Genomic DNA, 17,921 nt, shown 5'->3' on the forward strand with positions numbered 1-17,921 from the left:
TCCACCCGTCCGGGAAAGGGCGTGAGGGATTTTACCGGGGCGATTAGGGTCGGCCAGTCTCATTCCCCGCCCTCCAGCGCCGCTCCCGGCGCGACCTCGCGCTCGCCGCGCGCCAGGATGCGCTCCAGGGCCTCGATCCGGTCGGCCTCGCCCGGCGGCTTGTCCCAGCGGATGCGGCTGACCCGGGGGAAGCGCATCGCGACGCCCGACTTGTGCCGGGTCGAGCGCTGCACGCCCTCGAAGGCGATCTCGAGCACGAGGCCCTTCTCCGAGCCGTACTCGACCTCGCGCACGGGGCCGAAGCGCTTCGTGGTGTGGTTGCGGACGAAGCGGTCGAGCTTCATCAGCTCGGCATCGGTGAAGCCGTGATAGGCCTTGCCGACGGGCACCAGCTCCGCGCCGCCCTCCGGGCGGTCGCGCCACACCCCGAAGGTGTAGTCCGAGTAGTAGGACGAGCGCTTCCCGTGGCCGCGCTGGGCGTACATCATCACCGCGTCGACGATGTGCGGTTCGCGCTTCCACTTCCACCACGGGCCCTTCGGCCGGCCGGGCAGGTAGGGAGAGCTGAGGCGCTTGAGCATGACGCCCTCGATGGCGTCGGCATCCTCGCCCGCCCCCACGGAAGCCGGGTCGGCGCGGGCGGCGGCGAGGTCGTCCCAGGTCGCGAAGGGGACGAGCGGCGAGAGGTCGATGCGGGCGTGGTCGAGATTCCCCACGAAGGCTTCGAGGCGCTGCCGGCGCGCCTCGTAGGCGAGCGGCCGCAGGTCCTCGCCCCCCGCGGTGAGGAGATCGTAGGCCCGGACATGGGCCGGGAACTCCTCGAGGAGCTTGGCCGTCACCGCCTTCCGGTTCAGGCGCTGCTGCAGGACGTTGAAGCTCTGGACGCGGCCCTCGCGCAGTATCAGCAGCTCGCCGTCGAGCGCGCCCTCGAAGGTGACCGCCTCGGCGAGGTCGGGAAAGGCGTGGGAGATGTCCTCGCCGGTGCGGGAATAGATGCGCGCCACCTGCTCGCCGGCGCGGTCGCGCCCGCCCACGAGCTGGACGCGGATGCCGTCCCATTTCCACTCGGCGGAGAAGGCTTCGGGCTCCAGCTTCTCGAAATCGCTCTCCTCCTCGATCGGGTGCGAGAGCATGGGCGGGCGGAAGGGCGCCGGGTTCAGGGTCTCCGGCCGCGCGGCCCTCCCCTCCACCCAGGCGAACAGCCCCTCGTAGGGCGGCGTCAGCCCGTGCCAGACCTCCTCGACCGCGTCGGCATCGTGGCCCCCCAGCGCCCCGACCGCGCTCTTGGCGAGCCGCGCCGAGACGCCGACGCGCAGCGCCCCGGTGATGAGCTTGAGGAGCGCCCAGCGCCCGGTCTCGTCGAGCGCATCGAGCCAGCCGGCGATGTGGGCGGGGAGTTCGGCTTTTTTCGTGGTCGCGAGCGTCTCAACGACTTCCGCGAGGGTGGGCACGTGCGGCGGCGGGTTGTTGTGGCCGATGGGCGCGGGACTCCCCTCCCCCTTGTGGGGAGGGGCAGGGGTGGGGGTGGCTGGCTGACCCTGCGCGGAGGCAAGCGGAACCACCCCCACCTCCAACTCCTCCCCACAAGGGGGAGGAGAGCGCGTCGCGCTTCCCGGCCAGATCAGCGCCGTCGTCTCGGCCAGATCGCCCACGTAATTGTGCGAGAGCGCGAACAGCACCGGGTCGATCCGCGCCTCCACCAGGCCCCGGATCATCGCGGGCTTCGCCTCGCGGAACGTCAGCCCGCCCGTCATTGCGGCAAGGGCAAAACCGCGCTCCGGGTCGGGCGTGTGCGCGAAATAATCCTGCAGGAGCCGCAGCTTGGCGTTGCGACGCGGCTCGTAGGCGAGGCGGTCGAGGAGGTGCGCGAAGTCGTTCACGCGGCCGCCTCCGCGCTCTCCACCTCTTCGTCGCCGTAGCCCAGCATGTGCAGCGGCCGCGCCTTGATCCCCTGCGTGCCGCACCAATGCACCAGCGCGTCCTCCTGCCCGTGCGTGACCCAGACCTCCCCAGCCCCAGTCTCGCGGATCGTGCGGCAGAGGTCGGGCCAATCGGAATGATCCGAGATGACGAGCGGCAGCTCCACGCCCTTCTGGCGGGCCCTCGCGCGTACCCGCATCCAGCCCGAGGCGAAGGAGGTGACCGGATCGGGAAACTTGCGCGACCACAGGTCCTGGATCGTGGAGGGCGGGCAGAGCACCACGGCGCCGTGGAGCTTCGGGCGCTCCGCGGCGACGACCTTCGGCGTCTCACCGAGCGGGATGCCCTCGCGCTTGTAGAGCTCGGTCAGCTTCTCCATCGCGCCGTGCAGGTAGATCGGCCGGTCGTAGCCGGCCTCCCGCAGTAGGGCCATCACCCGCTGCGCCTTGCCCAGCGCGTAGGCGCCGACGATGTGGGCGCGCTCCGGGAACAGGGCCACGGAATCGAGGAGCTTCCGGATCTCGTCCCGGGTGTCCGGCATCCGGAACACCGGTAGGCCGAAGGTGGCCTCGGTGATGAACACGTCGCAGGGCACGACCTCGAAGGGCAGGCAGGTCGGGTCGTAGGCGCGCTTGTAGTCGCCCGAGACCACGACGCGCACGCCCTCGGCCTCGATCGCGATCTGCGCCGAGCCGAGCACGTGGCCGGCCGGCGCGAAGCGGACGGCGACGTCCCCGACGCGGATCGTCTCGCCGAGCCGCGCCTCCTGCCGCGTGCCGCAGAAATCCTCGCCGTAGCGCACGGCCATGATCCGCAGGGTCTCGGGCGTCGCCAGCACGGCGCGATGGCCGGAACGGGCATGGTCGGCATGGCCGTGGGTGATCAGCGCCCGCTCCACCGGCCAGGTCGGATCGACGTGGAAGCGCCCGAGGGGGCAGTACAGGCCCTCGCGGGTGAGGGTGAGGAGGTCGCTGGCGCGGATCGGCATGGGAGCGGCTATATAGGGCGCCGCGCGCTCACCCACGAACCCTCATGTCCCGTCAGACCAGCTCGGGCGATCTCCTCGCCGACCGCCGCTACGCCTATGCCGAGGCCTGCCTCGCCGAGGGCGACGCGGCGGGTGCGGCGGAGATGGCCGAGCAGGCGCTCGAGCGCGCCCCGCGCTTCGCCCCCGCCTGGTTCCTCCTCGGCCGGGCGCTGGAGGCCCGCCACCGCGAGGGCGGCGCCCTCGACGATCACCACGCCGCCCTGCGGGCCTACGCCAACGCCCTCGACCTCGACCCGGACGACGGGCTCGGCGCCCGCCTGCACCTGGCGCAGCTCGGCGTCGGGAATGCGCTGGACGCGATCTCGCCGGCCTATGTGCGCGCCCTGTTCGACGGCTACGCGGACCGCTTCGAGCGCCACCTCGTCGGCGATCTGCATTACCGCGGGCCGGCGATGCTGCGCGCGGCCCTCGCCGCGCACGCGCCGCCCCGCTTCGGCGACGGGCTCGATCTCGGCTGCGGCACCGGGCTGATGGGCGAGGCCCTGGCGGGCCGGGTCGAGCGCCTGACCGGGATCGATCTCTCGCCCGCCATGCTGGCGCGGGCCGAGCGGACCGGACGCTATCATGGGCTGATCGAGGGCGACCTGACGGGCTTCCTCGCGGGCGCGACACCGGACTCGTTCGACCTCGTCCTCGCGGCCGACGTCTTCATCTATCTCGGCGACCTCGGGCCCATCCTGGCCGGGATCGGCCGCGCGCTGCGGCCCGGCGGCCTCGCGGCCTTCACCGTGCAGTCGCAGGACGGCGATGGGGTCAAGCTCGGCGCGGACGCCCGCTACGCCCACGGCGACGCCCACCTGCGCGAAGCGGTCGCCTCGGGCGGGCTCGAACTGCTGACGCTGGAAGAGGCCGCGATCCGCCGGGAGCGCGGCGCCGACGTGCCAGGGCGCATCGCGATCGTCCGGCGGCCGGCGTCGTCGGATGGGCGCTGAACCGATCATCCTGCGCGATGATCCGCCGGACGGATCGATGTCGCATCTTCACGGTGACGCATTCATCCACCCCGGATCGAACCAACGCCCGTCGCGTAAGGCGCGGGTTCCCTCTCCTATGGGGAGAGGGACAGGGTGAGGGGCGTGCCCCATCCGGAGAGTTCGCTCCCCTCACCCCAACCCTCTCCCCCTGGGAGAGGTGCCTGTCGCGGTCCCCGCGTACAAAGCGGTAGAGGTGGAGGGCGAGCGCACTTGCGAGCGTCTGCGCCCATCTAGGCACTCACTCCGAGGCTAAATCGCCCCGCAACCGCTTGGTGGCGCCCCGCCGGCTCTTCTCGTCCAGGCGGCGCTTCTTGGAGGCCAGCGTCGGCCGGGTGGCGCGCCGGGGCGTCGGCGGCACCTCCGCCTCGGCGATCAGCGCGGCGAGGCGCTCGCGGGCATCGGCGCGGTTGCGCTCCTGGGTGCGGAAGCGCTGCGCATTGATGATGAGAACCCCCTCCCCCGTCAGGCGCTTGCCCGCGAGCCGCATCAGGCGGATGGCGACGGCGTCGGGCAGCGAGGCCGAGCGGCGCACGTCGAAGCGCAGCTGGACCGCGGTGGAGAGCTTGTTGACGTTCTGCCCGCCGGGACCCGAGGCCCGCACGAACGATTCCTCGAGCTCCTCTTCCGCGATGGCGATCCTGGGGGTGCATTGCAGGGCCACGCACACCATCTCCCGGAAGAGGAAAAGCGCCGGTCAGGCGGCTTCGGACGGGGTCCGCGCGCGCACGGCCAGGGCATGGAGCCCGCGCTTGAACGCCGGGTCGAGGATCGCGTTGACCATGCGATGGCGCTCGACACGGCTCTTTCCATCGAAGGCGGCGGAGACGAGGTCGAGCCGGAAATGCGTCTCGCCGGACTCGCGCCAGCCGGCATGGCCGGCATGGAGATGGGATTCGTCGATGACGTCGAGGTGGGAGGGCTTGAGCGCGGCATCGAGCGTCGCGGCCATCCAGTCCTTCAGCGTTTCGCCGGTTTGCATCTTCGCTCCTTCGCCTCGCCTGCCCCGACGGGCCGGGGATCGCCCCCGGGTCGTCAACCCCCGATGTCGACATGCGGCATCAGGCCCGCCGCCCTTGTGTCTCAAAGCCACCCCCTCATAATCGCCCCGTCATGGATCTCAACTCGCGCCTGTTCGACCGCATCCGCATCAAACCGACCTGCGACGAGCCGAAGGCGGCCGCGCCGGGCTGCGAGACGCCGGGCTGCACCAATCAAGGCCTCTACCGCGCCCCGAAGGGCCGCAAGGCAGAGGGGCAGTACTGGCGCTTCTGCATGGACCACGTGCGCGCCTACAACGCGACCTACAACTACTTCGACGGCATGAATGACGCCGCCGTCCAGGCCTATCAGAAGGATGCCGTGATCGGGCACCGCCCGACCTGGGCCATGGGCGTGAACCCGGCGACCCGCGCCGGCGCCGCCCGCAAGCCCGAGCCGACGCGGGACTGGGCCTATGTCGATCCGCTCGGCATCCTGCGGGCCGAGGGCGTCGGCGAGACCGCGCGCCGCGCCGCGCCCGAGCCAATGCGCCCGCGGCGCTCGGCCAAGGTGCTGCGCGCGCTCGACGTGCTCGGGCTCGAGGACGGCGCCGACTCGGCCGCGATCAAGGCGCAGTACAAGGTGCTGGTGAAGCGCTTCCATCCCGACGCGAACGGCGGCGACCGTTCGTTCGAGGAGCGCCTGCGCGACATCATCCGCGCCCACGACACCCTGCGCGCCGCCGGGATGTGCTGACCCGCGGCACGAACGATGCAGCCCGCCATGCGTTCGTCTGGTGCGAGACAGCGGCAAACGGCGCGCGAAGCCCTATATTCGGGGCAGCCGCAGCCCTTGGCGTTCTTCGCCGGCGGCGATTAAGGAAAGCGATCGCCCGCGGCCTTCCCAAGGCTCGAGGGTTTTTCGGATAGAACCAGACGCGGACGACCGAGCGCGAGACGCCGGCGCCCGCCCCGACGAGGTCCTGTATGCTCTCTGACGACACGCCCGCTTCGCTGCCCGACCGGACCGTTTCCGTGCGCGAGGTTTTCGGCATCGACCTCGACCTCAAGGTGCCCGCGTTCTCGAAGACCGACGAGCACGTGCCCGACCTCGATCCCGACTACATCTTCGACCGCGAGACGACGCTGGCGATCCTCGCCGGCTTCGCGAGGAACCGCCGCGTGATGGTGACGGGCTATCACGGCACGGGCAAGTCGACCCATATCGAGCAGGTCGCCGCCCGGCTGAACTGGCCCTGCATCCGGATCAACCTGGACAGCCACATCTCCCGCATCGACCTCGTCGGCAAGGACGCGATCGTGCTGCAGGAGGGCAAGCAGGTCACCGCCTTCCAGGACGGCATCCTGCCCTGGGCCCTGCAGAACAACGTCGCGCTGGTCTTCGACGAGTACGATGCCGGCCGCCCCGACGTGATGTTCGTGATCCAGCGGGTGCTCGAGGTCTCGGGGCGCCTGACGCTCCTCGACCAGAAGCGGGTGATCCGCCCTCACCCGGCCTTCCGGCTCTTCGCCACCGCCAACACGGTGGGCCTGGGCGACACCTCGGGGCTCTACCACGGCACCCAGCAGATCAATCAGGGCCAGATGGACCGCTGGTCCATCGTCACCACCCTGAACTACCTCGCCCACGACCGCGAGGTGGACATCGTGCTCTCGAAGGCGGCGCACTACCACCGCGACGGCGGGCGGGACATCGTCAACCGCATGGTCCGCGTCGCCGATCTCACCCGCAACGCCTTCGTGAACGGCGACCTCTCGACGGTGATGAGCCCGCGCACGGTGATCACCTGGGCGGAGAACGCCGACATCTTCCAGGACATCGGCTTCGCCTTCCGCGTCACCTTCCTCAACAAGTGCGATGAGCTGGAGCGGACGCTCGTCGCCGAGTTCTACCAGCGCGCCTTCGGGAAGGACCTGCCGGAGAGCGCGGTGAACGTGGCACTGAGCTGAGGTTTTGCGGGAGGGCGCGATGGCTGAGCCGGCTCTGAAAGATACGCGGCTTTCCGAGGACGCGATGCCGTCCGGCCGCGGGGCGCGCTACGAGGAAGACTTCTACTCGTGGCTTCTCGAACAAGCCGGCATCCTCCGTGCGCGCCGTTTTGAGGATCTCGATCTTGATCATGTCGCGGAGGAGCTCGAGGGTTTGTCTAAGAGCGAATTCGCCAAACTCCGCAGCGCTTTGCGCGTCCTCGTGATGCACATGCTGAAATGGGATCAGCAGCCCGAACACCGTACGGCGAGTTGGATCTTTTCCATCCGCGAGCAGCGCCGCCGGCTGTCCGATATCTTGGCAGAGAACCCAGGCCTGAAACCGCGAGTCGGTGAGGCCATGACGAAAGCCTACCCCGACGCGCGCGATTGGGCGTCGGAGGAGACGCATCTTCCGCCCGATGAGTTTCCGCCGGAATGTCCCTACGAGTGGGACGAGATCCTGGAACGTCCATTCGAATTCGACTCCGTCAAGCGGTAGATCGAGCCATGTCAACCCTGCTGCGCAAGCCGGCCGAAGATGAGGCTCACGCTCCCTCGCCCCGCCACGACCAGGACCTCTACGGCTGGGTCGAGGCGCAGGTCGCGCTCCTGCACTCCGGCAGGACCGACGCTCTCGATCTCGACAACATCGCCGAGGAACTGAGCGACGTGGGTGCCGCACAGTACAGTCGTCTGGAGGGCGCGTTGCGCGTGTTGTTGATGCACATGCTGAAATGGGACCAGCAGCCTGAGATGCGCACTCCGAGCTGGATCTACTCCATCATGGAGCAGCGTAGGCGTTATGATCGCATACTGAAAAGAAGTCCGAGCTTGAATGCGTCCGTCGATGAGATCCGTGATGATATCTATCCGATCTCCCGAAATTGGGCATCGGAAGAGTGCCACCTTCCCGTCGGCGAGTTTCCGGACAGATGCCCTTATACGTGGGACGACATATTGCATCGTCCCTTCGACTTAGACTCCGTGAAGAAGTAGCAACGTGGCGATCTCCAACCGCAAGCCCGGCGAGCGCCGGGAGCCCGTCGCAGAACCGCTGAAGCGCTCCGTCGCGGGCTGCCTGCGCGCCATCGCGCGGCGGTCCGAGATCGAGGTCACCTATGCCAGCGACCGGCCGGCGCTCACCGGCGACAAGGCCCGGCTGCCCGAGCCGCCGCGCAAGCTCTCGGCCGGCGACGTCGCGATCCTGCGCGGTAACGCCGATTCCATGGCGCTCCGGCTCGGCTGCCACGACGTCGCCGTGCACCGGCGTCTGGCGCCCGAGAGCTCGGCGGCGCGCGCGGTGTTCGACGCCGTCGAGCAGGCCCGCGTCGAGGCGATCGGCTCCCGGCGGATGGCGGGCGTGGCCGGCAACATCTCGGCGATGTTGGAGGACCGCTATCACCGCGGCGGCAAGTACGAGGACATCACCGACCGGGCCGACGCGCCGATGGAGGACGCCGTCGCCCTGATGGTCCGCGAGCGCCTGACCGGCGAGGCGCCGCCCAAGGCCGCGGCCAAGATCGTCGACCTCTGGCGCAGCCATATCGAGGAGCGGGCGGGCAAGGACCTCGACGGCCTGCTGGGCAGCATCGAGAACCAGCGCGCCTTCGCCCGCTCGGTCCGCGAGCTGCTCTCCTCCCTCGAAATGGCCGACGAGTCGCCGCTCGACCCGGACGACGACGAGGACGACGAGAACGAGGCCCAGGACGACGAGCAGACGCCGAGCGAGGGCGAGGCCGAGGAGCAGTCCCAGGGCGACCGCTCGGAGACGGAAAGCTCCGAGGAGGCTTCCGACGAGCTGCAGGAGGGAGCGACCGAGGCCGCCGACGCGCCCTCCGGCGACCTGCCGGACGAGGCCGAGGAATCCGATTCCGAGGAGGCGTCCGAGGCGTGGCGCCCGCCCTCGTCGCGGGCCAACGAACTGCGCGGTCCGGAGTACAAGGTCTTCAATCCCCGCTTCGACGAGGTCATCCACGCCGAGGATCTCTGCGACGCGGACGAGCTCGCGCGCCTGCGCACCTATCTCGACAAGCAGCTCGCCCATCTTCAGGGCGTGGTCGGGCGCCTGGCGAACCGCCTGCAGCGCCGGCTCCTCGCGCAGCAGAACCGGGCTTGGGACTTCGACCTCGAGGAGGGCCAGCTCGATCCGGCCCGCCTCGTGCGCGTGGTGATCGATCCCTTCCAGCCCCTTTCCTTCAAGCAGGAGAAGGACACGAACTTCCGCGATACCGTGGTCACGCTACTGCTCGACAATTCCGGGTCCATGCGCGGGCGCCCGATTACGGTGGCCGCGACCTGCGCCGACATCCTGGCGCGGACGCTGGAGCGCTGCGGCGTCAAGGTCGAGATCCTCGGCTTCACGACGCGGGCCTGGAAGGGCGGGCAGTCGCGCGAGTCCTGGCTCGGGATCGGCAAGCCCGTCGGGCCCGGCCGCCTCAACGACCTTCGGCACATCGTCTACAAGTCGGCCGACGCGCCCTGGCGCCGGGCGCGGAAGAACCTCGGACTGATGATGCGCGAGGGGCTTCTCAAGGAGAACATCGACGGCGAGGCGCTGGACTGGGCCCACAAGCGCCTGCTCGCGCGGTCGGAGCAGCGCAAGATCCTGATGGTGATCTCGGACGGCGCGCCGGTGGACGATTCGACCCTGTCCGTGAACCCCGGCAACTACCTCGAACGCCACCTGCGCTGGATGATCGAGGATATCGAGACCCGCTCGCCGGTGGAGCTGCTGGCCATTGGCATCGGCCATGACGTGACGCGGTACTACCGCCGCGCCGTGACGATCATCGACGCCGAGGAGCTCGGCGGGGCGATGACCGAGAAGCTGGCGGAGCTGTTCGAGGAGGATGGGGGACGGCCCGCGAGGCAGCCCGAGCGCAAGCGCGCCCGGTAGGCCTCACGCCCGCCCGAGCACCATCAGCCAGCCGATCGACGTGACGATGGCGAGCAGCGTCGAGGCCAGGACCGAGGCCGCGATGACGCCCTTCTCCGCCCCGTAGCGGATGGCGAGCAGGTAGGAATTGATCCCGACGGGGCTCGCCGCGAACAGGACCGCCACGCCGGCATAGGCCGGCGGCATCGTGAAGACGTGGAAGGCCAGCAGCCACACCGCGAGGGGGTGGACGACGAGCTTCAGACCGGAGATCGTCAGCGCGCCGGGCAGGTCATGGGCCAGGCGATAGCGCTTGAGGCCCGCGCCGAGCGCGATCAGGGCGCAGACGGAGGCGGTTCCGGCGAAGCCGTCGATGAGGGTCTTGGCCAGGCCCGCGGGCGCGATCCCGACCAGCCGCAGCGTCAGCCCGATCGCGAGCGCGATCACGATCGGGTTCCTGGCCAGGACGGCGACGAGGCCGCCGAGCCGCTCCAGCAGGGGCCGGTCGCTCCCGACCTCCACGAGGAAGGTCGCGGCCGCCATCATGATCGGCAGGTGCACGGCGAGCAGCATGAAGAGCGGGAAGGCGCCATCCTCGCCGTAGGCCTGGAGGATCATCGGCACGCCGACGAAGATCGTGTTGGACTGGCTCGCGGCGAATCCGTGCAGGACGGCGCCCTTGCGCTCGATGCCCTCCCGGCGCCGTGCGATGAGCGAGCTGATGGTCCAGGCGATCGCGGCGCCGCCGAAATAGCTGACCCAGAAGGTCGGGTTCACCTCGCCCGACAGCCCCGGCCGCGTCAGGGTCGTGATGATCAGCGCCGGGACGGCGATGGAGAAGACGTATTCCGACAACCCGTCGCTGACGCGGTCGGAGAGGAGCCCGGCGACCGATGCGACCCAGCCGATCAGCACGATGCCGAAGATCGGTGCGATCAGGGACAGCGCGCTCATCGGCGCGCCTCAAGACGGAAAGCCGCCGCAGGCGGGGCGCATGCGGCGGCTGAAACGACCAGGTCTGTTCGGGAGGACAGGCAGCATCCGGGATGCTGCCGTCGGATTCCTCAGGCCGCGACCGGGTTCTCGGTCTCGGCGAGCTTCTTCTCGATGTCCCGCTTCAGGAGACGGGCGGTCTGCGAGAGTTCGATCTCGCGGGCCTTGATCAGGAAGGCGTCGAGGCCGCCGCGATGCTCGACCGAGCGGAGCGCATGGGCGGTGACCCGCAGGCGCACGCGGCGCTTCAGGGCGTCCGACTGTAGCGTGACCTGGCACAGGTTCGGCAGGAACCGGCACTTGGTCTTGCGGTTCGAGTGGCTCACGAGGTGGCCGGTCTGCACGGCTTTGCCCGTGAGTTCGCAACGGCGCGACATTGTTCAAGATCCTGTATCGTTTACGCGTCTCGTCGGTCTCAGGCGGGAAGCTGGGGAACAGCCTCACGCACGCCTGACCCATTCGAGCGGCGCTCTCATCGAAGGCGCGAGGCTATAGGGGAGAGGCGCCCTCGCCGTCAAGGCGGAGCGACGAAATTGCAGGGCTCCGACCTCGGGTTGCCGCCGCGTTCGACGACGGAACGAAAACCAATCCCGTCATTCGGGGGCGCTGTAAGCGAACCCGGAACGACGGGATTGGTCGTCGGATCGGTCGTGCCCTCCGCCCAGAGGGCTCGCCATCAACATGAGTTCGGCGCCTCGGGAGGAATTGCCGCCGGTCGAGGCGACTTCACGCCGCCCAACGATCTGTTAACCATGAGCGGCCACGATGCCGGCGGAGTGATCCCACGGCGCCCGTCGGTCGTGCGGCCCCACAGGATTTCGGGTTCCCAGACATGTGCGTCCAGCGCCTCCTCCTCGCCGCCACCGCCCTGGCGGTTCTGGGCGGTTCCTCCGCTCTGGCACGGCCGAAGGCGGCGCAGGCGACCGTGAGCGTCGATTACAGCGTGAACCTCGCCGGCATCCCGATCGGCACCGCGCAGGTCTCGGGACTGTTCGAGGGCACCCGGTACCGCATGGACGTCTCGGCCCGGCTCACCGGCCTCGTCGGCGCGGTGACCGGCGGCATGGGCTCGGCCCGGGCCAGCGGCCTCATCGCGGCCGGCCCGCAGCCGAGCGCCTTCTCGATCGCGACGCGCACGTCCAATGCCGGCATCGCGGTGCGGATGGCGCTGGCGCGCGGGAACGTGACCCAGGCCGAGGTGACGCCGCCGCTGGTCGACATGGGCGACCGCGTGCCGGTCACGCCCGCCAACAAGCGCGGCGTCGTCGATCCGGCGAGCGCGCTGATGATGCCCGCGCAGAGCCGGGGCGAGCTCACCGATTCCGAGAACTGCAACCGCACCCTGCCCGTCTTCGACGGCGCGACGCGGTTCAACGTGGTCCTCAGCTACGGCGAGACCCGCACGGTCGAGAAGCCGGGCTATTCCGGGCCCGTCCTCGTCTGCAACGCCCGCTACCAGGCGATCGCCGGCCACCGGCCGGACCGGCCGGGCGTCCAGTTCATGGAGCAGAACCGCGACATGTCGGTGTGGCTCGCCCCCGTCGAGGGCACCCGCGTGCTCCTGCCGGTCCGGATCTCGGTGAAGACCACGGTCGGCACCAACATTATCGAGGCGACCCGCTGGTCGCGCGGCGGCACGACCACGGCGGCCGCGGCGGAGGGCTCGGCCGCCCTGGCGAGCCTCGAAGGTGGCCGGTAGCGCACCGTGATTCGCGGCCTCTTCCTCGCCGCGCTGCTCGTCGCGCCGGCCGGCGCGGAAAGCCTCGGCACGGACTCCGATTGCGGCGGCGACGCTTTCTCCTCGGCCCAGGTGATCGAGGGCCGCCCGCCTCGGCGCGGGCCGATCACCAGCGTTCCCGACACGCTCTGCGCCGACCTCTCGACGCCGAAGAGCAACACGCGGATCGAGATCTACGGCCTGCCCGGCGGCGTCGACGGCCGATCCGGCGCGGAGGACCGCCTTGGCGCGGAGGGTGCCGCCGCCCCATATGAGGGGGAACGGCGTGGGGCGAGACGCTCCGGTCCCAGGCGCCGGGACGACTGACCCTCGGCGGCCCCGTGCCGCCGGCCGCGCCGGCGAAGGGACCGCCCCCAAACCATGACCCGCCGCTCTCTACCCCCGCAGGCCCGCGCGCGCGGCGTCACGGCGGTGCTCGGGCCGACCAATACCGGCAAGACCCATCTCGCGATCGAGCGGATGCTGGCGCACCCGACCGGCATGATCGGCCTGCCCCTGCGGCTGCTCGCCCGCGAGGTCTACCTGCGGGTGGTCGCCCGCGTCGGACCCGAGCAGGTCGCCCTCGTCACCGGCGAGGAGAAGATCAAGCCGGACCGGCCCCGCTACTGGATCTCCACCATCGAGGCGATGCCGCGCGACCTCGACGTGTCCTACGTCGCCATCGACGAGATCCAGCTCTCGGCCGACATGGATCGCGGCCACGTCTTCACGGACCGGCTGCTGCACCAGCGCGGGCGCGAGGAGACCCTCCTGATCGGCTCCTCCACCATGCTGCCGCTGGTGCAGTCGCTGATCCCGGGCATCCACACCACGACGCGGCCGCGGCTCTCGAAGCTGACATTTGCCGGCGAGAAGAAGCTCTCGCGCCTGCCTCGCCGCACGGCGATCGTCGCCTTCTCGGCCGAGGAGGTCTACGCCATCGCCGAGCTGATCCGTCGCCAGCGCGGCGGCGCGGCCGTGGTGCTGGGCGCCCTCTCGCCCCGCACCCGCAACGCGCAGGTCGAGCTGTATCAGTCGGGCGACGTCGACTACCTCGTCGCCACCGACGCAGTGGGGATGGGGCTGAACCTCGACGTCGACCACGTCGCCTTCGCCGCCAACTGGAAATACGACGGGACCCGCTTTCGAAAGCTGACGCCGCCGGAGATGGGCCAGATCGCGGGCCGGGCCGGCCGCCACCTCTCCGACGGAACCTTCGGGTCGACGGGGCGCTGCCCGCCCTTCGAGCCCGAGATGATCGAAGCGCTGGAGAGCCACGATTTCGAGCCGCTGCGGATGCTGCAATGGCGCAACCCCGACCTGCGGTTCCACTCGCTCGCGGCCCTGCAGGAGAGCCTCGACGAGCACCCACGCGAGCCCGGCCTGACGCGGGCGCCGATGGGCGAGGACCAATCGGCCCTCGAAATCCTGGCGCGGGAGGACGACATCCGCGATCTCGCCCGCAGCCCGTCCGCGGTGCAGCGGCTCTGGGACACCTGCGGCGTGCCCGATTACCGCAAAGTCCATCCCCAGACCCATGCCGACCTCGTGGCGCAGCTCTATCGCTTCCTGATGCGGGGCATGGCGGGCCGCATCCCGAACGACTGGTTCGCCAAGCACGTCGCGATGATCGACCGGACCGACGGCGACATCGACGCGCTCTCGCAGCGAATCGCGCAGGGCCGCACCTGGACCTTCGTCGCGAACCGGCCGGACTGGCTTCTTGATCCCGCTCATTGGCAGGGCGAGACGCGTCGGGTAGAGGACAGGCTATCCGACGCCCTGCACGAACGCCTCGCGAGCCGTTTCGTCGACCGGCGCACCAGCGTCCTGATGCGGCGCCTCAGAGAGAAAACGATGTTGGAAGCTGAGATCACCGCCGGCGGGGACGTTACCGTCGAGGGCCAGCATGTCGGCCATCTGCACGGCTTCCAGTTCGTCGCCGATCCCGGGGCCGAGGGCCACGAGGCCAAGACCCTGCGCAGCGCCGCCGAGAAGGCGCTCTCGGGCGAGATCGAGGCCCGGGCCGAGCGCTTCTCGGCCGCGGCCGATTCCTCGCTCGTGCTCTCCCACGACGGCGTGATCCGCTGGACGGGCGACCCCGTCGCCAAGCTGACGCCGGGCGACAAGCTGTTCGAGCCCCATGTCCGGCTGATCGCCGACGAGCAGCTCACGGGCCCGGCCCGCGACAAGGTCGAGGCCCGGCTCGTCGCCTGGCTGAAGGCCTACGTCGTGCGCCTGCTCGGGCCGCTCATGGAGATCGAGACGGCCGCCGACCTCGTCGGCCTGTCGAAGGGCATCGGCTACCAAGTGGTCGAGGCGCTCGGCGTCCTCGAACGGTCGAAGGTGATGCACGAGATGCGCAGCCTCGACCAGGACGGCCGCGGGGCGCTGCGTCGCCACGGCGTCCGCTTCGGCGCCTACCACATCTTCCTGCCGGCGCTCCTCAAGCCGGCGCCCCGCACCCTGGCCGCCCAACTCTGGGCGCTGAAGAACGGCGGCCTCGAACAGCCCGGCCTCGACGAGATCGCCCACCTCGCGGGCTCGGGTCGCACCTCGATCAAGGTCGATCCGGCGATCGCCAAGGGGCTCTACCGCGCGGCCGGCTTCCGGGTCTGCGGCGAGCGGGCCGTGCGCGTGGACATCCTCGAGCGCCTGGCCGACCTGATCCGGCCCGCCATCGCCTATCGCCCCGGCACGACCCCGGGCGATCCGCCGGCCGGCACCGCCGACGGCGACGGCTTCGTCGCGACGGTCGGCATGACCTCGCTCGTCGGCTGCTCCGGCGAGGATTTCGCCTCGATCCTGAAATCCCTCGGCTACGCCGCCGAGAGCCGGCCGGGTCCGGCGATCACCGTGCCGCTCATTCCGGCCGCCGCGACGGTGCCGGCCACGCCGGTGACGGACGGGTCGGTGCAGGCCGAGGACGCCGCATCGCCCGAGGCGACCGGCGACGCCGGGGGCGAGGCGCAGCCGGAGGAGGCCGCCGCCGAGGACGCGGAGGCGGTTCCGGCCGAGGCCGCGGCGAGCTCCGACGAGGGCGATGCCGCCCCGCCCGATGCTTCGACCGATCCGCAGGCCGAGGAAACCCAATCGCAGGCCGAGGAGATCGCGCCGCAGGCCGCCGCCGTCGAGCCTGAGCAGCCGGCCGCCGTCGAGGCTTCCCCCGAGGCCGGCGCGGAGACCGAGGAGACGGCGGAGGTCGCGACCTCGGCCGAGGCCGAGGTATCGCCGGACCCCGACGCCTCGCAGCCGACGGAAGCGGTGGAGCCGGACGCCGAAGCCGCGGCCATCGCCGAACCCGCTCCCATCGAGATCTGGCGGCTTCAGCGCCACCAGCGGAACGCGAACCCGCGCCAGAACCGCCCGCGCGGACCGGGCCGCGATGCGCCCGCCGGCCGGAGCGCCGGCGACGCACGGCCGGAACACCGCGACCGCAACCAGCAGCGCGACCGCCGACCCGCGCAGGCCGCCGGTGGGCCGGGTCAGGGGCGACCCGCCGAGGGCCGTCCCGAGGGCCGGCCGCGACGCGAGCGGTTCGAGCCCGGGCGGCCCCGTCCCGAACGGCGGGACGAGCAACGCGCCGGCCCGCCCCGCGAGGAGCCGCGTCCGCAGCGCCGCGAGCGCGCGCCGGACCCGGATTCGCCCTTCGCCAAGCTCGCGGCCCTCAAGGCGCAGCTCGAGGCCGGCGACGGCGGCAAGCGCTAGACCGGAGCGGCATGAAGCCCGAGCGGCAACGGCTCGACAAATGGTTGTGGTTCGCCCGCTTCGCGCGGACCCGGACGCTCGCGGGGCGGCTCGTCAGCGACGGCTTCGTGCGGGTGAACGGGACGCGGATCGAGGCGCCCGCCAAGGCCCTGGCGGTCGGCGACGTCGTGACCGTCGCGGCGGCCCACGTGACGGCGACCGTGCGCGTGGTCGATCTGGGACAGCGCCGCGGGCCCGCGCCCGAGGCGCGCCTGCTCTACGCCGACCTCTCGGCGGGGGAAGACGCCGCGGGAGGACCGTAGCGGCCACGCTTGTCAGCCTCCCTGCCAGGGTCTAGAGCCCTCGGAAAGTCGCGCAGGGCTTCGTGCGCCGGCGGCTGCGCCGCAGCTCCCGAACAGATCCCGGATCAAGGACCTCAGGGCCTATGACCTACGTCGTCACCGACAATTGTATCAAGTGCAAGTACATGGACTGCGTCGAGGTCTGCCCGGTCGATTGCTTCTACGAAGGCGAGAACATGCTCGTCATCCATCCCGACGAGTGCATCGATTGCGGCGTCTGCGAGCCGGAATGCCCCGCCGAGGCGATCAAGCCGGACACCGAGCCGGGCCTCGAGAACTGGCTGAAGGTCAATTCCGATTTCTCCCGGAGCTGGCCCAACATCACCCAGAAGCGCGAGGCGCCGGCCGACGCGAAGGAATGGGACGGCGTCGCCGGCAAGTTCGAGGCGCATTTCTCCGCAAAGCCCGGAACGGGCGACTGAGCCGGGCCATTTGCGGCCGGAGCCTGTGATCATCGGTGGGTTTGTGCCGGCAATCCTTTGATTCGGCGGCACGATTGTGCTATGCAGAGGGCCTGCCGTCGTTCGCGCCTGACGTGCTTCCTCCATCCGCCGCATGGTGGTCCCTAGCCTTGACAGTGGAGTGGAGTTGCATGCGATCGACCGCGGGGAGCCGTTGCGGCTTCCCGTGGGTGTTCGCTCATGGCGCGAGGCATCGGCAAGCCTGGGAACCGACGGCCGACGGCCGCGGCAAGAGGGCTTCAGCCGGGTGTCCCGCCCCGGAAGGTTAAGGCCCAGCGCGGCGATAGAGACCCGCGCGTTGTTCTGGAGGCGCTTCTCGCATGACCACAGCCAAGAAGACGACGGCAGCAGGCCGGCAAGGCTTCAAGACCGGCGAAGCGGTCGTGTACCCCGCTCACGGTGTCGGTCGCATCACCGCGATCGAGGAGCAGGAGATCGCCGGCTACAAGCTCGAGCTGTTCGTCGTCTCGTTCGAGAAGGACAAGATGGTCCTGCGCGTTCCGACCGCAAAGGCCAACAGCGTCGGCATGCGCAAGCTCGCCGAGCCCGATCTCGTCAAGAAGGCTCTGGACGTGCTGACGGGCCGCGCCCGGATCAAGCGCACGATGTGGTCGCGCCGCGCCCAGGAATACGAGGCCAAGATCAATTCCGGCGACCTTCTCTCGGTAACGGAAGTCGTGCGCGACCTCTTCCGGTCCGAGGCCCAGCCGGAGCAGTCCTACAGCGAGCGGCAGCTCTACGAGGCGGCCCTCGACCGCGTCGTGCGCGAGATCTCGGCGGTGAACCGCATCACCGAGACCGAGGCGCTAAAGCTGATCGAGCAGAGCCTCGCCAAGTCGCCCCGGCGCGCCAAGGGTGAGGTCGAGGCCGAGGGCGAGGATCTTCAGGAGGAGGCCGCCTGAGCGCGGACCTTCA

At 70.3% G+C, this 17,921-nt stretch carries 18 protein-coding genes; 12 read left to right on the forward strand and 6 right to left on the reverse strand.

Annotated elements, in window-relative coordinates; genetic code table 11:
* Positions 1-59: 59 nt before the first annotated feature.
* A complete protein-coding gene (locus tag MFF55_RS12510) occupies positions 60-1,880 on the reverse strand; it encodes a cisplatin damage response ATP-dependent DNA ligase (protein WP_238244427.1) in 1,821 nt (606 codons plus the stop codon).
* Positions 1,877-2,908 (reverse strand): ligase-associated DNA damage response exonuclease, encoded by a 1,032-nt coding sequence (locus MFF55_RS12515; protein WP_238244495.1) that lies wholly within the window; start codon positions 2,906-2,908, stop codon positions 1,877-1,879. Before MFF55_RS12515 ends, MFF55_RS12510 begins: the two co-directional genes overlap by 4 nt.
* Positions 2,909-2,952: 44 nt before the next feature.
* Here MFF55_RS12515 and MFF55_RS12520 point away from each other — a divergent pair, with 44 nt between their 5' ends.
* On the forward strand, positions 2,953-3,900 hold the full coding sequence (locus MFF55_RS12520) for a class I SAM-dependent DNA methyltransferase (protein ID WP_238244428.1): 948 nt from the start codon (positions 2,953-2,955) through the stop codon (positions 3,898-3,900).
* Between the two features lie 280 nt (positions 3,901-4,180).
* Here MFF55_RS12520 and arfB read toward each other — a convergent pair whose 3' ends face one another.
* Both arfB and MFF55_RS12530 read right to left on the reverse strand, forming a co-directional pair.
* Positions 4,181-4,603, reverse strand: a complete 423-nt coding sequence (arfB, locus tag MFF55_RS12525; protein ID WP_238244429.1) for an alternative ribosome rescue aminoacyl-tRNA hydrolase ArfB — start codon at positions 4,601-4,603, stop codon at positions 4,181-4,183.
* 33 nt (positions 4,604-4,636) lie between these two features.
* Positions 4,637-4,921 (reverse strand): BolA family protein, encoded by a 285-nt coding sequence (locus MFF55_RS12530; RefSeq protein ID WP_238244430.1) that lies wholly within the window; start codon positions 4,919-4,921, stop codon positions 4,637-4,639.
* A 131-nt stretch (positions 4,922-5,052) separates the two neighbouring features.
* Here MFF55_RS12530 and MFF55_RS12535 point away from each other — a divergent pair, with 131 nt between their 5' ends.
* From MFF55_RS12535 to cobT, 5 genes are all read left to right on the forward strand, one after another.
* Entirely contained in the window at positions 5,053-5,676 is a 624-nt protein-coding gene (locus MFF55_RS12535; RefSeq protein ID WP_238244431.1) for a J domain-containing protein, read from the forward strand.
* 230 nt (positions 5,677-5,906) lie between these two features.
* Positions 5,907-6,890: a cobaltochelatase subunit CobS gene (cobS, locus tag MFF55_RS12540; protein WP_238244432.1), complete on the forward strand. Its 984-nt coding sequence runs from the start codon at positions 5,907-5,909 to the stop codon at positions 6,888-6,890.
* Positions 6,891-6,909: 19 nt separating this feature from the next.
* A complete protein-coding gene (locus MFF55_RS12545; protein WP_238244433.1) occupies positions 6,910-7,410 on the forward strand; it encodes a DUF29 domain-containing protein in 501 nt (166 codons plus the stop codon).
* Positions 7,411-7,418: 8 nt separating this feature from the next.
* Positions 7,419-7,907, forward strand: coding sequence for a DUF29 domain-containing protein (locus MFF55_RS12550; protein ID WP_238244434.1), 489 nt, complete (start codon positions 7,419-7,421; stop codon positions 7,905-7,907).
* A 4-nt stretch (positions 7,908-7,911) separates the two neighbouring features.
* Positions 7,912-9,807, forward strand: a complete 1,896-nt coding sequence (cobT, locus tag MFF55_RS12555) for a cobaltochelatase subunit CobT (RefSeq protein WP_238244435.1) — start codon at positions 7,912-7,914, stop codon at positions 9,805-9,807.
* Positions 9,808-9,810: 3 nt separating this feature from the next.
* Here the strand turns inward: cobT and MFF55_RS12560 are convergent, their stop codons facing one another.
* Both MFF55_RS12560 and rpmB read right to left on the reverse strand, forming a co-directional pair.
* A complete protein-coding gene (locus MFF55_RS12560; RefSeq protein WP_238244436.1) occupies positions 9,811-10,740 on the reverse strand; it encodes an AEC family transporter in 930 nt (309 codons plus the stop codon).
* Between the two features lie 110 nt (positions 10,741-10,850).
* Positions 10,851-11,156: a 50S ribosomal protein L28 gene (gene rpmB / locus MFF55_RS12565; RefSeq protein WP_238244437.1), complete on the reverse strand. Its 306-nt coding sequence runs from the start codon at positions 11,154-11,156 to the stop codon at positions 10,851-10,853.
* Positions 11,157-11,611: 455 nt separating this feature from the next.
* Between rpmB and MFF55_RS12570 the strand changes: the two genes are divergently transcribed.
* From MFF55_RS12570 to MFF55_RS12595, 6 genes are all read left to right on the forward strand, one after another.
* A complete protein-coding gene (locus tag MFF55_RS12570; RefSeq protein ID WP_238244438.1) occupies positions 11,612-12,478 on the forward strand; it encodes a DUF3108 domain-containing protein in 867 nt (288 codons plus the stop codon).
* Between the two features lie 6 nt (positions 12,479-12,484).
* The gene (locus MFF55_RS12575) at positions 12,485-12,823 is read left to right on the forward strand and encodes a hypothetical protein (RefSeq protein WP_238244439.1); all 339 of its coding nucleotides are present in this window, start codon (positions 12,485-12,487) and stop codon (positions 12,821-12,823) included.
* 54 nt (positions 12,824-12,877) lie between these two features.
* Positions 12,878-16,204 carry a helicase-related protein gene (locus MFF55_RS12580; RefSeq protein ID WP_238244440.1) on the forward strand — a complete coding sequence of 1,109 codons (3,327 nt, stop codon included), beginning with the start codon at positions 12,878-12,880 and terminating at the stop codon, positions 16,202-16,204.
* A gap of 11 nt (positions 16,205-16,215) precedes the next feature.
* The gene (locus tag MFF55_RS12585) at positions 16,216-16,506 is read left to right on the forward strand and encodes an RNA-binding S4 domain-containing protein (protein ID WP_238244441.1); all 291 of its coding nucleotides are present in this window, start codon (positions 16,216-16,218) and stop codon (positions 16,504-16,506) included.
* 122 nt (positions 16,507-16,628) lie between these two features.
* Positions 16,629-16,967, forward strand: a complete 339-nt coding sequence (gene fdxA / locus MFF55_RS12590; protein ID WP_238244442.1) for a ferredoxin FdxA — start codon at positions 16,629-16,631, stop codon at positions 16,965-16,967.
* Between the two features lie 359 nt (positions 16,968-17,326).
* Positions 17,327-17,908, forward strand: a complete 582-nt coding sequence (locus tag MFF55_RS12595; protein ID WP_238244443.1) for a CarD family transcriptional regulator — start codon at positions 17,327-17,329, stop codon at positions 17,906-17,908.
* Positions 17,909-17,921: the final 13 nt, after the last annotated feature.

This window comes from Methylobacterium iners (assembly GCF_022179305.1).
In the GTDB taxonomy this organism is placed as follows: domain Bacteria; phylum Pseudomonadota; class Alphaproteobacteria; order Rhizobiales; family Beijerinckiaceae; genus Methylobacterium; species Methylobacterium iners.

What these genes read in the sequence shown, in the direction of transcription:
- MFF55_RS12530 (WP_238244430.1), bottom strand. Translation starts at nt 4,921, where the DNA reads ATGCAAACCGGCGAAACGCTGAAGGACTGGATGGCCGCGACGCTCGAT.
- cobS (WP_238244432.1), top strand. Translation starts at nt 5,907, where the DNA reads ATGCTCTCTGACGACACGCCCGCTTCGCTGCCCGACCGGACCGTTTCC.
- MFF55_RS12520 (WP_238244428.1), top strand. Translation starts at nt 2,953, where the DNA reads ATGTCCCGTCAGACCAGCTCGGGCGATCTCCTCGCCGACCGCCGCTAC.
- MFF55_RS12580 (WP_238244440.1), top strand. Translation starts at nt 12,878, where the DNA reads ATGACCCGCCGCTCTCTACCCCCGCAGGCCCGCGCGCGCGGCGTCACG.
- MFF55_RS12550 (WP_238244434.1), top strand. Translation starts at nt 7,419, where the DNA reads ATGTCAACCCTGCTGCGCAAGCCGGCCGAAGATGAGGCTCACGCTCCC.
- MFF55_RS12585 (WP_238244441.1), top strand. Translation starts at nt 16,216, where the DNA reads ATGAAGCCCGAGCGGCAACGGCTCGACAAATGGTTGTGGTTCGCCCGC.
- MFF55_RS12560 (WP_238244436.1), bottom strand. Translation starts at nt 10,740, where the DNA reads ATGAGCGCGCTGTCCCTGATCGCACCGATCTTCGGCATCGTGCTGATC.
- MFF55_RS12515 (WP_238244495.1), bottom strand. Translation starts at nt 2,908, where the DNA reads ATGCCGATCCGCGCCAGCGACCTCCTCACCCTCACCCGCGAGGGCCTG.
- rpmB (WP_238244437.1), bottom strand. Translation starts at nt 11,156, where the DNA reads ATGTCGCGCCGTTGCGAACTCACGGGCAAAGCCGTGCAGACCGGCCAC.
- MFF55_RS12595 (WP_238244443.1), top strand. Translation starts at nt 17,327, where the DNA reads ATGACCACAGCCAAGAAGACGACGGCAGCAGGCCGGCAAGGCTTCAAG.
- MFF55_RS12545 (WP_238244433.1), top strand. Translation starts at nt 6,910, where the DNA reads ATGGCTGAGCCGGCTCTGAAAGATACGCGGCTTTCCGAGGACGCGATG.
- MFF55_RS12535 (WP_238244431.1), top strand. Translation starts at nt 5,053, where the DNA reads ATGGATCTCAACTCGCGCCTGTTCGACCGCATCCGCATCAAACCGACC.
- MFF55_RS12570 (WP_238244438.1), top strand. Translation starts at nt 11,612, where the DNA reads ATGTGCGTCCAGCGCCTCCTCCTCGCCGCCACCGCCCTGGCGGTTCTG.
- fdxA (WP_238244442.1), top strand. Translation starts at nt 16,629, where the DNA reads ATGACCTACGTCGTCACCGACAATTGTATCAAGTGCAAGTACATGGAC.